14 protein-coding genes are annotated in these 14,581 nt (G+C 62.3%); 13 read left to right on the top strand and 1 reads right to left on the bottom strand.

All coding sequences use genetic code 11. The features are described 5' to 3' along the window. The first annotated feature begins 220 nt into the window (after nucleotides 1-220). Complete coding sequence (locus M0D64_RS19390; RefSeq protein WP_054038506.1) at nucleotides 221-523, top strand: H-NS family nucleoid-associated regulatory protein; 303 nt, start codon at nucleotides 221-223, stop codon at nucleotides 521-523. Between the two features lie 293 nt (nucleotides 524-816). Here the strand turns inward: M0D64_RS19390 and M0D64_RS19385 are convergent, their stop codons facing one another. Beyond that, nucleotides 817-1,881 carry a glycosyltransferase family 4 protein gene (locus M0D64_RS19385; RefSeq protein WP_175054023.1) on the bottom strand — a complete coding sequence of 355 codons (1,065 nt, stop codon included), beginning with the start codon at nucleotides 1,879-1,881 and terminating at the stop codon, nucleotides 817-819. A gap of 704 nt (nucleotides 1,882-2,585) precedes the next feature. Between M0D64_RS19385 and flhD the strand changes: the two genes are divergently transcribed. The 12 genes from flhD to cheY all read left to right on the top strand — a co-directional run bounded on the left by flhD (nucleotide 2,586) and on the right by cheY (nucleotide 14,581). Then, the gene (gene flhD / locus M0D64_RS19380; RefSeq protein WP_006050893.1) at nucleotides 2,586-2,906 is read left to right on the top strand and encodes a flagellar transcriptional regulator FlhD; all 321 of its coding nucleotides are present in this window, start codon (nucleotides 2,586-2,588) and stop codon (nucleotides 2,904-2,906) included. 51 nt (nucleotides 2,907-2,957) lie between these two features. Further along, nucleotides 2,958-3,518: a flagellar transcriptional regulator FlhC gene (gene flhC, locus M0D64_RS19375; protein WP_171927643.1), complete on the top strand. Its 561-nt coding sequence runs from the start codon at nucleotides 2,958-2,960 to the stop codon at nucleotides 3,516-3,518. Between the two features lie 238 nt (nucleotides 3,519-3,756). After that, nucleotides 3,757-4,617, top strand: coding sequence for a flagellar motor stator protein MotA (motA, locus tag M0D64_RS19370; RefSeq protein ID WP_006050895.1), 861 nt, complete (start codon nucleotides 3,757-3,759; stop codon nucleotides 4,615-4,617). Nucleotides 4,618-4,638: 21 nt separating this feature from the next. Next, nucleotides 4,639-5,646, top strand: a complete 1,008-nt coding sequence (gene motB, locus M0D64_RS19365) for a flagellar motor protein MotB (protein WP_154559868.1) — start codon at nucleotides 4,639-4,641, stop codon at nucleotides 5,644-5,646. An 84-nt stretch (nucleotides 5,647-5,730) separates the two neighbouring features. Beyond that, entirely contained in the window at nucleotides 5,731-6,108 is a 378-nt protein-coding gene (locus tag M0D64_RS19360) for a response regulator (RefSeq protein WP_154559867.1), read from the top strand. A gap of 98 nt (nucleotides 6,109-6,206) precedes the next feature. Further along, on the top strand, nucleotides 6,207-8,537 hold the full coding sequence (cheA, locus tag M0D64_RS19355; protein ID WP_266258894.1) for a chemotaxis protein CheA: 2,331 nt from the start codon (nucleotides 6,207-6,209) through the stop codon (nucleotides 8,535-8,537). A gap of 51 nt (nucleotides 8,538-8,588) precedes the next feature. Then, nucleotides 8,589-9,125: a chemotaxis protein CheW gene (gene cheW / locus M0D64_RS19350; RefSeq protein ID WP_097390704.1), complete on the top strand. Its 537-nt coding sequence runs from the start codon at nucleotides 8,589-8,591 to the stop codon at nucleotides 9,123-9,125. 49 nt (nucleotides 9,126-9,174) lie between these two features. After that, nucleotides 9,175-11,061 carry a methyl-accepting chemotaxis protein gene (locus tag M0D64_RS19345; protein ID WP_266238860.1) on the top strand — a complete coding sequence of 629 codons (1,887 nt, stop codon included), beginning with the start codon at nucleotides 9,175-9,177 and terminating at the stop codon, nucleotides 11,059-11,061. A gap of 204 nt (nucleotides 11,062-11,265) precedes the next feature. After that, on the top strand, nucleotides 11,266-12,207 hold the full coding sequence (locus M0D64_RS19340; RefSeq protein WP_171927657.1) for a CheR family methyltransferase: 942 nt from the start codon (nucleotides 11,266-11,268) through the stop codon (nucleotides 12,205-12,207). Beyond that, nucleotides 12,204-12,974: a chemoreceptor glutamine deamidase CheD gene (gene cheD / locus M0D64_RS19335; RefSeq protein ID WP_171927640.1), complete on the top strand. Its 771-nt coding sequence runs from the start codon at nucleotides 12,204-12,206 to the stop codon at nucleotides 12,972-12,974. Before M0D64_RS19340 ends, cheD begins: the two co-directional genes overlap by 4 nt. 5 nt (nucleotides 12,975-12,979) lie before the next feature. Beyond that, a complete protein-coding gene (locus tag M0D64_RS19330) occupies nucleotides 12,980-14,068 on the top strand; it encodes a chemotaxis response regulator protein-glutamate methylesterase (RefSeq protein ID WP_266258893.1) in 1,089 nt (362 codons plus the stop codon). A 117-nt stretch (nucleotides 14,069-14,185) separates the two neighbouring features. After that, nucleotides 14,186-14,581, top strand: a complete 396-nt coding sequence (cheY, locus tag M0D64_RS19325) for a chemotaxis response regulator CheY (RefSeq protein WP_093640812.1) — start codon at nucleotides 14,186-14,188, stop codon at nucleotides 14,579-14,581.

Here is a 14,581-nt window from a genome sequence, read left to right as displayed (position 1 = left end):
GCGCAATTCTAGGGAAAGACAGCCGGATTAGGTGTCAAGAATTGTCAAAGTGGAGTCGCCTTTACCTATTATTACCAGATAAAGATCTCGTTTTACAATTCATCGACGCTTAATAATTATCAGATGATTTCTTCCTAAATCGGTATTATTGTCCATTGCGAATTTTTATAATTGCAGCTAGTCTGCGAGCGAATGAGTTCTAAAAAAGGGGAGAACCGATATGTCTCAATATGCAGACCTTAAGGCACAGATTGCCAAATTGCAGGCACAGGCAGACGAAGCCCGGCGTACTGAAGTCGACAATGTTGTCGCCGACATCCGCCAAAAGATCGCTGAATACGGTCTGACCGCGCAAGACCTCGGCTTTGCGGTGGCCGCCAAGCGTGGGCGCCCGCCGAAGAAGGCGCCGCTGCCGGCCAAGTACCAGGATCCGAAATCGGGCAATACCTGGAGCGGACGCGGCAAACCGCCAAAGTGGATTGTCGGCAAGAATCGCGAGCGCTTTCTGATTGGCGCGGTCTGAATGCCCTGCGGTCCGGGCGAAAGCCAACTGAAGGTTGATCGGTACCGGGTTGTTTATTCGCGTCGAGCTAATCCTGGATGGAAGCGCATCCATGGCTGTATTAAAAAAGCCGCCCTTGAGAGGCGGCTTTTCCGTAGTAGAAGCGGGTTAACTCTAGCTAACCGCTCGCGCAAACGATTCACCAGGCAAATTTACTCATGATTGGCGTGCAAATCGGAAAACGGCGGGAAAACGGCGTAAGCACGACTTAAGCGGCTGAGCGGATAAAAACCTCAGTCGCTTAAGCACGCCGCTCAACCCACCGCTACCCGGCGCAACATTGGGCGGCGCGTCGCTTCGATCAGTGCCGAATAGCCGTCGACGTAATTCTGGGCCATTGTTTTCGAGCTGAAGCGGCGTTCGAACTGCGCGCGAATCTCGGTGCGCGACAGTTCGTCCAGACGCTGCAGCGCGGCGACCGCGCCTTGAACGTCTTCGACAATGTAGCCGGTCACGCCGTGGTCGATCACTTCCGGCACCGAACCGCGGTTGAAGGCGATCACCGGCGTGCCGCACGCCATCGATTCGATCATCACGAGGCCGAACGGCTCCGACCAGTCGATCGGGAACAGCAGCGCCTTGGCGCCCGACAGGAACTCGGGCTTCTGCGCCTCGTTGATCTCACCGACGAACTCCACGTGCGCCATGGAGAGCAGCGGTTCGATTTCCTTCTTGAAGTATTCCTGGTCGACCTTGTCCACCTTGGCGGCGATCTTCAGCGGCAGACCGCTTTGTGCAGCGATCTTGATAGCTGTATCGACGCGCTTCTCCGGACAGATACGGCCGAGGAACGCCAGGTATTCCGGCTTCTTGTGCGCCTGCGGTGTGAGCAGTTGCTCCGGCAGACCATGGTAAATCGTGTTCAGCCAGTTGGCCTGGGGCAGCGGCGCGCGCTGCGAATCCGAGATCGACACCACCGGCACATTCGAGAACGCGTCGAACACCGGTTGCAGCTCCGGCAAGTCCAGACGGCCGTGAAGCGTTGTCACGAACGGCGTGTCCATGGTGGTGAAGAGCGGGAACGGCATGTAGTCGAGGTGAAAGTGCAGCACGTCGAACTCATGCGCGACCTTGCGCACCTTCTCCATCATCAGCACATGCGGAGCCAGCGCATCGCGAATCGTCGGGTCGAGGCGCAGCGCACGCGGCCAGCAGGCGTCGAGGTTCGCGGAGGTGACCGAGTCGCCGCTCGCAAACAGCGTGACGTCGTGGCCGAGATCGACCAGGGCCTCGGTCAGATACGAGACGACGCGTTCGGTGCCACCGTAGAGTTTCGGCGGGACAGCTTCATACAACGGCGCAATTTGTGCGATTCGCATGCGTTTCTCCTGTTCAAAACGGCTTCGCACAACGGCGCTCGGGTCGAGCGAGGAGCGAATGCCTGACGGACGGTTGGGCGCGGTAAGCCGCCGCCCGGGGGTGTTCCGAACCTGCATCGGGTAATCCCTTAGCGTCATTATCAGGATCGGCCGCGCTAATTCGAGTTATTTTTCAAACACTTAATGTTGTTACAGCGCGAAACATGATGCGTTACAGGTCGGCAGGAGGCTGGCCCGATGGTCGGCAAGCACGACTGGATGGGCATCCAGACGCTGAAGGAACAGTAGCAAGGGGCGGTCCCGGAGACTGAAGCGCGCCCCTACACCAGGCGCGTTGCGCAGAAGTGAAAACGTCTTATAATTCTTCCTCACCGCTGCAAGGTGCGGATCGTGAGTCACTCAGGACTCACCATTTGGTTCACATTTCCGCTGAAGAATTAGCCAAAACGCATCGCCAGCCCCAAGCTGCGCGCCACTTCGCCTGCTTCAGCCTTCTTTCTAACCCCGCCGTGTAGGAAAAATTCCTACACGAATGACGGATTAATCCGTCAAACAGGCAGGGTGTCTGTCCGATTTTCGTCCGCTCCCCCTTTCGCCACAATGCTCGCAAGACCAGAAACGAGCCGATTCGTGCGGTTTAGGTGCGCGCGTTCGAGCAAACGTTTCCGTAACGGCCTGACCAGCCAGATACACCCGGGGGAATCATGAGCGCGACAAGCGAAATGCTCAATGAGATCAGAGAAGTCAACCTTTCTTATCTCCTGCTCGCCCAGCGTCTGCTGCGCGAAGACAAGCCGATGGGCATGTTTCGCATGGGGATTTCGGACCAGTTGGCCGACGTGCTCGCCAATCTGTCTTTGGCGCAGACCGTGAAGCTGGCGGCGTCCAATCAGGTGTTGTGCCGTTTCCGTTTCGATGACCATGCCGTGCTGTCCGCCCTTGCGGACAAAGGCAAATCCAGCGCCGTGGCCCAGGCGCATTCCGCGATCCTGATGGCAAGCCAGCCAGTCGAGCAACTCGGCTGATGGCAGCTTTTAGTTCAAATAAAGCGATCAGGTCGGGGGAAATGCGAGCGGATGGCATATAAAAGTGTTGTGCAGGAAGTCAGGGAAATTACCCTGGCCATCGAGCTGATCGAACTCGGCGCGCGTTTGCAATTGCTAGAAGCGGAAACCAGCCTGTCGCGCGACCGGCTTATCAAGCTGTATAAGGAGCTGAAAGGGGTGTCGCCGCCCAAGGGCATGTTGCCGTTTTCGACCGACTGGTTCATGACCTGGCAGCCGAACTTTCACTCATCGCTGTTCTACAACATCTACCGTTTCATGGCCGGCCACGGCGGCTGTCTGACGATCCAGTCGATTGTGAAGAGCTACCGGCTCTATCTGGAACATGTCCAGTTGCACGACGACGAGCCCGTGCTCAGTCTCACGCGCGCCTGGACGCTGGTGCGTTTCTTCGACTCCGGAATGCTGCAAATGACCACCTGTTGCCGGTGCGGCGGACATTTTGTCGCGCATGCGCACGATCCGCAGCACGCCTTCGTCTGCGGGTTGTGCCAGCCGCCGTCGCGCGCGGGTAAGACAAAGAAATTTGCCGACGCCCGGGCCCGCGAAAGCCTCGCCGCGCTCCAAATTTGAGCTGCAGGGCGATGCCGGCCCATGGTTCGCAACCCGGCGCGCAGCTCGTTACAACGCCCACACCCCCATTCGACAGGCCTTCCAGCCCGATCGGCCAACACCGGACCCGGCCGGGCCGGTTTAACCCGCCTCTGGTTTACACCGGAGCGACGAGCCGCTTTTCCGTCAAAGTTTTCTGCTCCGTTGCCGTAAACCAGATTAACGACGGTCACCGTCGCTTCTTTGTGAGGGCTCGGCAGTGCTGATTTTCGTGGGAACACTCGTGACGCTTTTGTCCGTTTTCGGCGGTTACGCGCTGGAAGGCGGCCATCTTGGCGCGCTGTTGCAACCCGTCGAAGTGCTGATGATTGTCGGCGCTGGGGTCGGCGCGTTCATTCTCGGTAACGGGATGAAGACGATCAAGGCGACGCTGCGCGTCATTCCAACCCTGTTCAAGGGCGCCAAGTACAACAAGGACGTGTACATGGAGCTGATGGCGCTCCTTTACGTCCTGCTGGCCAAGGCGCGCAAGGAAGGCACGCTGACGCTGGAAGCCGACATCGACGATCCGTCGAAGAGTCCGATCTTCACGCAGTATCCGAAGATCCTCGCAGACCATCACATCATCGAGTTCCTGACCGACTACCTGCGTCTGATGGTCGGCGGCAACATGAACGCGTTCGAGATCGAAAGCCTGATGGACGAGGAGATCGAAACGCATCACCAGGAAGGCGAGGCGCCCGCGCACGCCCTGAACAAGGTCGGCGACGCCATGCCGGCGTTCGGGATCGTGGCCGCGGTGATGGGTGTGGTACACACCATGGCCTCCGCCGACAAGCCGCCCGCGGTGCTCGGCGAAATGATCGCCCAGGCGCTGGTCGGCACTTTCCTCGGGATTCTGCTTTCGTACGGGCTGATCGGACCGCTCGCGAGCGTCGCCGAACAGCGCGTGACCGAGTCGACCAAGATGTTCCAGTGCATCAAGGTGACGATTCTCGCCAGCCTGAATGGCTATGCGCCGGCGATTGCCGTCGAATTCGGCCGCAAGGTGCTCTTCTCGACTGAGCGCCCGTCGTTCGCCGAGCTGGAAGAGCACGTGCGCCGCGTCAAAGCCAAGTAACGGGCGCCGGGAACCGATTCGATGAGCAAGGACAAAGACCGCGCCATTGTCGTCAAGCGCTCCGCGCCGGCCAAGAAAGGCCACCACGGCGGCGCGTGGAAGCTCGCATATGCGGACTTCATGACCGCGATGATGGCGTTCTTCCTGCTGATGTGGCTGCTGAGTTCGGCTTCCACCGTGCAGTTGAAGGGCATCGCCGATTACTTCAACCAGCCGTTGAAGATCACGCTGTGGGGCGGCGATCGCAGCGCCGAGGACTCGAGCATTCTGAAGGGCGGCGGCCGCGACATTTCGACCGACGCGCAGGGCGTGACGCGCTCGACCGACGGCACCAACAATCGCGCCGAGCGCACGGTCTCCCACAGCAACGACGACTCGGTCAAGCAGTTGCAGGGTGAGCTGGAACGCCGCGAGCAGGTCCGTCTGCACGATCTGCAGGTCAAGCTGATGGCCGCGATCGAAGCGAACCCGGTGCTGCGCCAGTTCAAGCAGCAGATCCGCATCGACTCGACGTTGACCGGCCTGCGCATCGAAATCGTCGACTCGCAGAAGCGGCCGATGTTCGCGACCGCGAAAGACGTGGTTGAGCCATACATGCGCGACATCCTGCGCGAAATCGGCCACACGCTGAACGACGTGCCGAACCGCATCATCGTGCAAGGTCACACCGACGCCGCGCAATACGCGGGCGGCGAGAAGGGCTACAGCAACTGGGAACTGTCCGCGGACCGCGCCAATGCGTCGCGCCGCGAGCTGATCGCCGGCGGCATGGACGAAGCGAAGGTGATGCGCGTGCTCGGCCTCGCGTCGACGCAGAACCTGAACAAGGCGGACCCAATGGACCCGGAAAACCGCCGCATCAGCATCATCGTGCTGAACAGGAAGTCGGAGGAGGCGCTTGACCATGACGACTCCACCACGACCACCTTGTCGGACGACGCGGCCGGCTCCAAGCCGCTGCTGCAAAGACTTGCGCAACCGGTGACGGTTGCACCGAAGGTGCCGGCGGTAGCGCCGGCGGCCCAGTAACAGACAGCGATCGGCAGGCCGGTCCATGCGTCCAGGTGGCGCGGACGGCGGGCCGGTCCATAGCGTAAGTGCAGCGAGGTTTTCATGATCAGGCACATCCTGGCAATCGACGATTCGGCATCGATGCGGCAGATCCTCGCCGCAACGCTGACGACGGCCGGCTATGAAGTGACGCTCGCGGCGGACGGCAATGAAGGGCTCGAAAACGCGCTTGCCATGTCGTTCGACCTCGTGCTGACGGACCAGCACATGCCAGGCAAAACCGGCCTCGATCTGATCACGGAACTGCGCGGCAATCCGGCTTACCAGGCGACGCCCATCCTCGTCCTCACGACGGAATCGGGCGAGCCGTTCAAGGCGGCGGCGCGGGCCGCGGGAGCAACCGGCTGGATCGAAAAGCCGCTCGACCCCGACATGTTGACCGAACTGGTCGCGGCATTAGCCGAATCGGACAACGCATGAGCGCCCCATAAGCGCCACCTTTACACAAGTTATAGAAGCTCTCGACGCGGCGGCACGACAGCCCAAGCGTAGACAGGAACTCTCGCGGTGACCCAGGCATGACACTCGACATCACTCAGTTCTATCAGACCTTCTTCGACGAAGCGGACGAACTGCTCGCGCAGATGGAGCAGTTGCTGCTCAATCTGGATATCGCGCACCCGGACCCCGAAGACCTCGCGGCGATTTTCCGCGCGGCGCATTCGATCAAGGGGGGCGCGGCGACGTTCGGTTTTACCGCACTGACGGAAACCACCCACATTCTCGAATCGCTGCTCGACCGCGCGCGCAATAACGAACTCGTGCTGCGTAAGGACATGATCGACACGTTCCTCGAAACCAAGGACGTGTTGTCGGGCCAGCTCGCCGACTACCGTGCGAGCGCCGAGCCGGATACGGCTGTGGCCAAGGCGATCTGCGCGAAGCTCGAACAGTTGCATGCGGAAAGCCGCCTGGGCGCCGAAGCGGCCGCGGCACCGGCAGCGGCCGTACCGGTGGCAGCCGTAGCATCAGTAGAAGCACAAACAGCAGGACAAGGCGGGACCCCGCCCGAGCACGTCGTCGAACAGGCGGTGCAGGCGGCGGGTGAATGGACTGACGGCGAACCGGCACAGACCGGACAAGCCGCGGGTACCGGTGATGCAGCCGGCCCCCATCTGAAAATTACGCTACGGGGCGTAGGTGAGAAGGACCAGGAACTGCTGTCCGAAGAGCTCGGCAACCTGGGCAACATCGTCGGGCAGGTCAAGAGCGGCGGCGATCTGACGCTGTGGCTCCAGACCGATGTGACCTCCGACGACATCATCGCCGTGTGCTGTTTCGTGATCGACGAAAGTCAGATCTCGATCGGCCGCGGCGCCGCACCGGCGGACGAGACGCAGCAAGGCGAACCTGGAACGCCCGACGCTGCCGATTCGACCCCGGCGCAAGCAGCACAGACGGCACCAGCACACCAGGCGGAGCAGGCAGCATCGTCGGCACCGGCGGCCCACACCGCTGCGCCCGCTCAAGCCGCCTCCACGCACGGACTATCCGACGCGCCGGCGTCGCCAGCGACTACGCCGGCGCCCGTCGCGGCTGCACCCGCAGCAGCGAGCAGCGCACCGGCGGCAGGCGTGGCAACAGGTGTGGCAGCAACCACGACGGCGACCGCCGAACAGGATCGCAAGGCAGCGCGGCCGGCCGCGGCGGCAGGCGGCGCGGAAGGCAGCTCGATTCGCGTCGGCGTCGAAAAGGTCGATCAACTAATCAACCTGGTCGGCGAACTGGTGATCACGCAGGCGATGTTGGCCGAGACCACCAGCACGTTCGATCCGGCGCTGCACGACCGGCTCTTCAACGGCATGGCGCAACTCGAGCGCAACGCGCGCGATCTGCAGGAAGCGGTGATGTCGATCCGCATGATGCCGATGGATTACGTGTTCAGCCGCTTCCCGCGTCTGGTGCGCGATCTGGCGGCGAAACTCGGCAAGGAAGTGGAACTCGTCACCTTCGGTCAGGCGACCGAACTCGACAAGAGCCTCATTGAACGGATTATCGATCCGTTGACTCACCTCGTGCGCAACAGTCTCGACCACGGTATCGAAACCGTGGAAGCGCGGCGTGCGGCGGGCAAGGATTCGACCGGCCAGTTGGTGTTGTCGGCGGCACACCATGGCGGCAACATCGTCATCGAAGTGAGCGACGACGGCGCCGGTCTGCGCCGCGACAAGATTCTCGCGAAGGCCGCCAAGCAGGGCATGCAGGTCAGCGAATCGATGTCCGACGAAGAAGTCTGGAACCTGATTTTCCTGCCGGGCTTCTCGACGGCGGAGCAGGTCACGGACGTCTCGGGCCGTGGCGTCGGCATGGACGTGGTGAAGCGCAACATCCAGTCGATGGGTGGTCACGTGGAAATCACCTCGCATGCGGGCAAGGGCAGCACCACGCGCATCGTCTTGCCGCTCACGCTGGCGATTCTCGACGGCATGTCGGTCAAGGTCGGCAACGAGATCTTCATTCTGCCGCTGAACTTCGTGATGGAGTCGCTGCAACCGCGTGCCGAGGACATCTACACGGTGGCCAACGGCGAACGCGTGGTGCGCGTGCGCGGCGAATATCTGCCGCTCGTCGCGTTGCATGAAGTATTCGCCGTCGACGACGCCAAGCAGGAACCGACGCAAGGCATCGTCACCATCATGCAAACCGAAGGGCGCCGCTTTGCGATGCTGATCGACGAACTGGTGGGACAGCAGCAGGTGGTCGTGAAGAATCTGGAAACGAATTACCGCAAGGTGCACGGCATTTCCGCCGCAACCATTCTCGGCGACGGCAGTGTCGCGCTGATCGTGGACGTGGCGGCGCTGAATCGCGAGACGCGCCATGCGCACGGCGCGATGAGCCTCGCATGACATCCGCAACACTCACTCAACTTATTTCATCCCAACCGTTTGGGGGCTAACGTGGCAGAAGTCCAATCCATCAATTCGAGCGTCGCGAACGCGAGCGGTACGAATGGCCGCCGCGACTCGCAGCAGGCGGACGCCGGCGGTCAGGAATTCCTCGTCTTCACGCTCGGCGCCGAAGAGTACGGCATCGACATTCTCAAGGTGCAGGAAATCCGCGGCTACGACAACGTGACGCGGATCGCCAATGCGCCTGAGTTCATCAAAGGCGTGATCAATCTGCGCGGCATCATCGTGCCGATCGTGGACATGCGCATCAAGTTTCATCTGGGCCGCGTCGAGTACGACCATCAGACCGTCGTGATCATCCTGAACGTCGCGCATCGCGTGGTCGGGATGGTGGTGGACGGCGTGTCGGACGTGCTGACGCTCGCCACCGACCAGATCATGCCGGCGCCGGAATTCGGCGCGACGCTGACGACCGAGTATCTGACGGGTCTGGGCACCGTCGATGGCCGCATGCTGATCCTGATGGACATCGAGAAGCTGATGACCAGCCGCGAAATGGCGCTGATCGAAACGCTGAGCGCGTAAGCATCACTACGCGCCAGTACGAAAGACAGATCGAACAGGGAGCATCAAGATGCTGAGCAGGTGGTCGATTCGCACATCGTTGACGATGGTGGGGATCATTCTGGTTGCGCTGACCGTCGTGGTCGGCGCGCTTGGTCTGACCGCGCTGAACAGCGCGAGCCAGTCGCTCGACCGTATCGCGCGCGGCGATCTGGTCGCCATTCACGCGCTCGACGATGCGTCGGCGTACCTGTTGCGTTCGCGCGTGACGCTGGACCGCGTCACCGCGTTGAGCACCGCTGGCGACACCGAGCAGGCGAAGACGGCGCTTGATCGTGCGCAAGTGCTGCTCGCCAAGTCAAGCGAAAACTGGCAGGTGTTTCTCAACGCACCGAAGAACGGCGTTGACCAGACGCTGCTCGACGATCTGACGGCGCGCCGCACGACTCTGACGCGAGACGGCGTCGATCCGGAGTTCGCCGCGCTGCGCGCGAACGATCCAGCGGCCTATCACGCGATCGCCGATACCAAGATTCCCCCAATGTTCCTTGCGTACGACAACGTTGCGTCCAATGTGATCAAGGCGATGCAGCAGCATGCGGTGGATCAGCAGTCGAGCGCGCAATCGAACATTTCGCTGATGACCACGCTGATCATCGGCGTCACCGCGATCGCGCTGCTGCTGGTGGTGGGCATCCGCCTTGCGCTGCGCGGCCTGATCGTGCAGCCGCTGAACGATGCGACGGCGTGCTTCGAGCGGATCGCCTCGGGCGATCTGTCCGAGCAGATCAACGTGTTCAGCCGTAACGAAATCGGCCGCCTGTTCGCCGGCATCAAGCGCATGCAGGAAAGCATGGCGACGATGGTGACGGCGGTTCACAGCAGCACCGAATCGATCGACACCGGCGCGCGTGAAATCGCGATGGGCAACACCGATCTGTCGCAACGCACCGAGCAGCAGGCCGCGTCGCTTCAGGAAACCGCTTCGAGCATGGAGCAACTGACCGGCACCGTGCGCCAGAACGCCGAGAACGCGCGCCAGGCGAGCCAGTTGGCTGTCAATGCATCGGATATCGCGACGCGCGGCGGCGACGTGGTGAGCCAGGTCGTCACGACCATGCAGGACATCGCGACCAGTTCGAACAAGGTCGTCGACATCATCGGTGTGATCGAAGGCATTGCCTTCCAGACCAACATTCTCGCGCTGAACGCGGCGGTCGAAGCCGCGCGGGCCGGCGAGCAGGGCCGCGGTTTCGCGGTGGTCGCGGGCGAAGTGCGCAGCCTCGCGCAGCGCAGCGCCAGCGCCGCGAAGGAAATCAAGGAACTGATCGGCGACTCGGTCGACAAGGTGCAAAGCGGCTCGGCCCTGGTGGGCCGCGCGGGTAGCACGATGGACGAGATCGTGCAGGCGGTGCGCCGCGTGACCGACATCATGGGCGAAATCAGCGCGGCTTCCGAAGAGCAGTCCGGCGGCATCGAACAGGTGAATCGCGCAGTCGTGCAGATGGACGAAGTCACGCAGCAGAACGCCGCGCTGGTCGAACAGGCCGCGGCTGCTGCGGCGTCGCTCGAAGACCAGACGCGCCAGTTGCAAGCGGTGGTGAGCGGCTGGAAAGTAGCCGGCGGCCAGACGCGCAGCGTCGCCACTGCAGCGCGTCCGCAAGCGGCGGCACGTTCGCACAGTGGCAAGAGCGGCAGCCAGCGCGTGCAGCCCGCAAAAGCCGCGCCGCAAGCGACCGCACACGCCGCAGCGCATCCGGCAGCAGGCAAGGCGGCCGGTGCGGCAAGCTCGGCAGCGCATGCAACATCGGCTTCGGCCACCCAGGGTGCCGACACCGCGCGTGTGGAACCGGCTCTCAAACCGAAGACGGCCCGCGCCGCATCCGACTCCGCAGCACGTCCGGCCGCAGCAGGCGCCGCGTCGGCAGGATCGGACGCGGACTGGCAAACGTTCTAGGAAGTGGCACAAAGACATGCGGTCATTCGGCATCTCGCTCCATGAGGGGCGAATCATCGAAGCACGCTTAAGAGGCGTGTCGCGGGCCGACCGCGTGTTGGCAGAACTCGCGGTCGGGCGCGACCCCGCGAACACAACCCCTTTCGCCAGAAGCAATGCAGTTGGCGAAAAGCGGGATGGCTCGTATTGCAGGCAGGAACTTTCATAATGGCAACGCGCGCACAGCAATCTTCGCAACCGGCTAGATCCGGCGAGCAAGGACGGGATTTCGAATTCACGTCGGCGGATTTCGCTCGCATTCGCGATCTGATTCATCGCAGCGCGGGCATTTCGCTGTCGGATCACAAGCGCGATATGGCGTACAGCCGTCTCGCGCGCCGGCTGCGTGCCCGTGGCCTCGAGAGCTTCAAACAGTACCTCGATCTGCTCGAAGCGGAAAACGATCCGGCCGAGTGGGAAGCGTTCACCAATGCGCTGACCACCAACCTGACTGCGTTCTTCCGCGAAGCCCATCATTTTCCGATCCTCGCCGAGTTCGTGCCGCGCCGCGCGCAGCCGGTTTCGGTCTGGTGCTCGGCGGCCTCGACCGGTGAGGAACCGTATTCGATCGCGATGACGCTGATCGAAGCGCTCGGCGACAGCGGCGCGCGTCAGGCCAGCGTGCTCGCCACCGACATCGACACGCAAGTGCTGGCGAAAGCCGAAGCCGGCATGTATCAGTTCGACCAGGTGAAGCACCTGTCGCCCGAGCGGCTCAAGCGCTTCTTCCTGAAAGGCACCGGCGCGCACGCCGGCATGGTCAAGGTGCGCCCGGAAGTGCGCGCGATGGTGCGCTTCGAACAACTGAATCTGACCGACCGCGATTACCAGTTGCGCTCGCAGTTCGACGCGATCTTCTGCCGCAACGTGATGATCTATTTCGACAAGCCGACGCAGGCGCAGGTGCTCGGGCGCTTCGAGCCGCTGATGAAATCGGGTGGTTTGCTGTTCGCCGGCCACTCGGAAAACTTCACCTATGTGACGCAGGCGTTCAAGCTGCGCGGTCAGACCGTCTATGAACTGACGCGCGACACAGGCGCCGCACGCACGCCGGCACGCGCCACGAGCCATGCCGGCAGCGCCACGGCGAGCGGGGTGGCCGCATGAGCAGCAGCCTGCCGATCGCTTCCAATCTGTACTTCGACAACCACTTCCAGCGCCCCGGCGTGAAGCTGTTGCCGAACGAGTTTTACACGACGAGCGAGGACATGGTGCTCGTCACCGTGCTCGGTTCGTGTGTCGCGGCCTGCATTCAGGACCGCACGGCCGGCATTGGCGGCATGAATCACTTCATGCTCCCCGACGACGGCGCGGATGCCGGCCAACCCGCGTCGGATTCGATGCGCTATGGCGCGTACGCCATGGAAGTGCTGATCAACGAGCTGATCAAGGCCGGTGGCCGGCGCGAGCGTTTCGAAGCCAAGGTGTTCGGCGGCGGCGCGGTGCTGGCCGGCATGACGACGATGAACATCGGCGATCGCAATTCGGAATTCGTGCGCCGTTATCTGGCGCTCGAAAAGATCCGCATCGTCGCAGAGGATTTGCAGGGCAATCATCCGCGCAAGGTCGCTTTCATGCCGCGCACCGGCCAGGTGATGGTGAAGAAGTTGCGCCTGCAGCAGGAAGCGGGCGTGGCCGAGCGCGAACAGGCGCTGATGCGGCAAAGTGCCGAAGCGCGTACCGAGCGGCTCGCGGCGGCACGCAAACGGGTCGAGTTGTTCTCGACGCCGGCCGCCACGCGGCCCAAGGTCGAACTGTTCGGCGCGGCGGGCGGCAGTGCGGGCGCAGGTGCTACGAAGCCGCGCATCGAACTGTTCGGCGCAAGCCCGCGCCCGATTAACTCAAACAACGCCAGAACTACAGAGGAGGCGTGAGCGCTGTGCAAAAGATCAAAGTACTGTGCGTCGACGATTCGGCGCTGATCCGCAGCCTGATGACGGAAATCATCAACGGCCAGCCGGACATGACCGTCGTGGCGACCGCGCCCGACCCGCTGGTCGCGCGCGATCTCATCAAGCAGCACAATCCGGACGTGCTGACACTCGACGTCGAAATGCCGCGCATGGACGGTCTGGACTTCCTCGAGAAGCTGATGCGCCTGCGGCCGATGCCGGTCGTGATGGTGTCGTCGCTGACCGAGCGTGGCAATGAAATCACGCTGCGCGCGCTGGAACTGGGGGCGGTCGACTTCGTCACCAAGCCGAAGGTTGGCATTCGCGACGGCATGCTCGACTACTCGGGAAAGCTCGCCGACAAGATTCGCGCCGCGGCCCGTGCACGGGTGCGCCAGGCCGCGCCGGTTCAACACGCGGCCGCGCATGCGGCGCATGCGCCCGCTGCCGCCGCGCCGCTCTTCAACAATCCGCTGCTCAGTACCGAGAAGCTGATTATTGTCGGCGCGTCGACGGGCGGCACCGAAGCGATCCGCGAAGTGCTGGTTCCGCTGCCGCCGGATGCGCCTGCCGTGCTGATCGCGCAGCATATGCCGCCGGGTTTCACAAAATCTTTTGCGCAACGCCTTAATGGTTTGTGCCGGATTACCGTTAAAGAGGCAGAGCACGGCGAACGCGTGCTGCCGGGACATGCGTATATCGCGCCCGGCCACGCTCACCTGTTGCTGGCCCGCAGCGGCGCGAACTATATTGCGCATCTGTCGGACGAGCCGCCGGTGAACCGGCACCGTCCGTCGGTTGACGTGCTGTTCCGTTCGGCTGCACAGCACGCGGGCAAGAATGCGGTAGGCGTGATCCTGACCGGAATGGGGCGCGATGGCGCCGCCGGACTACTGGACATGAAAAAAGCAGGGGCGTATACCCTTGCACAGGACGAGGCGAGCTGTATCGTATTCGGCATGCCGCGCGAAGCCATTGCGCTCGGCGCCGCGGACGAAATTGCTTCGCTGCCGGAAATGAGCCGACGCGTCATGGCGCGTCTGTCGTCAATGGGCGACCGCGTACAGCGGGTATGATGCGCGGGCCTGACGGCGAGCGCCAGGCATGGGAGCGGAGTAAGTAACTCCGGTCGACAGCCATCGGAATGAACTGGCGGTTATGCGCCGCATCATGGATCAAGCAAAGGGAATGAAATGGATAAGGGAATGAAGATTCTGGTGGTTGACGACTTTCCGACGATGCGCCGGATTGTTCGCAACCTGCTCAAAGAGCTCGGCTACTCGAACGTCGACGAGGCGGAAGACGGGCAGGCCGGCCTCGCGCGTTTGCGCAGCGGGGCGTATGACTTCGTGATCTCCGACTGGAACATGCCGAACCTGGACGGTCTGGCCATGCTCAAGGAAATCCGCGCCGACGCCCACCTGACGCATCTGCCGGTGCTGATGGTGACGGCCGAGTCGAAGAAGGAAAACATCATCGCGGCGGCTCAGGCCGGCGCGAGCGGTTATGTCGTCAAGCCGTTCACGGCCGCGACGCTCGACGAGAAGCTCAACAAGATTCTCGAGAAGATGGCGAAAGCCGGGAGCTGA

It is taken from the genome of Paraburkholderia sp. WS6 (assembly GCF_030464835.1).
GTDB classification, from domain to species: domain Bacteria; phylum Pseudomonadota; class Gammaproteobacteria; order Burkholderiales; family Burkholderiaceae; genus Paraburkholderia; species Paraburkholderia madseniana.
This window is presented reverse-complemented; position numbering and strand designations above follow the sequence as displayed.

What these genes read in the sequence shown, in the direction of transcription:
- M0D64_RS19390 (WP_054038506.1), top strand. Translation starts at nt 221, where the DNA reads ATGTCTCAATATGCAGACCTTAAGGCACAGATTGCCAAATTGCAGGCA.
- M0D64_RS19385 (WP_175054023.1), bottom strand. Translation starts at nt 1,881, where the DNA reads ATGCGAATCGCACAAATTGCGCCGTTGTATGAAGCTGTCCCGCCGAAA.
- flhD (WP_006050893.1), top strand. Translation starts at nt 2,586, where the DNA reads ATGAGCGCGACAAGCGAAATGCTCAATGAGATCAGAGAAGTCAACCTT.
- flhC (WP_171927643.1), top strand. Translation starts at nt 2,958, where the DNA reads ATGGCATATAAAAGTGTTGTGCAGGAAGTCAGGGAAATTACCCTGGCC.
- motB (WP_154559868.1), top strand. Translation starts at nt 4,639, where the DNA reads ATGAGCAAGGACAAAGACCGCGCCATTGTCGTCAAGCGCTCCGCGCCG.
- M0D64_RS19360 (WP_154559867.1), top strand. Translation starts at nt 5,731, where the DNA reads ATGATCAGGCACATCCTGGCAATCGACGATTCGGCATCGATGCGGCAG.
- cheA (WP_266258894.1), top strand. Translation starts at nt 6,207, where the DNA reads ATGACACTCGACATCACTCAGTTCTATCAGACCTTCTTCGACGAAGCG.
- M0D64_RS19345 (WP_266238860.1), top strand. Translation starts at nt 9,175, where the DNA reads ATGCTGAGCAGGTGGTCGATTCGCACATCGTTGACGATGGTGGGGATC.
- cheD (WP_171927640.1), top strand. Translation starts at nt 12,204, where the DNA reads ATGAGCAGCAGCCTGCCGATCGCTTCCAATCTGTACTTCGACAACCAC.
- cheY (WP_093640812.1), top strand. Translation starts at nt 14,186, where the DNA reads ATGGATAAGGGAATGAAGATTCTGGTGGTTGACGACTTTCCGACGATG.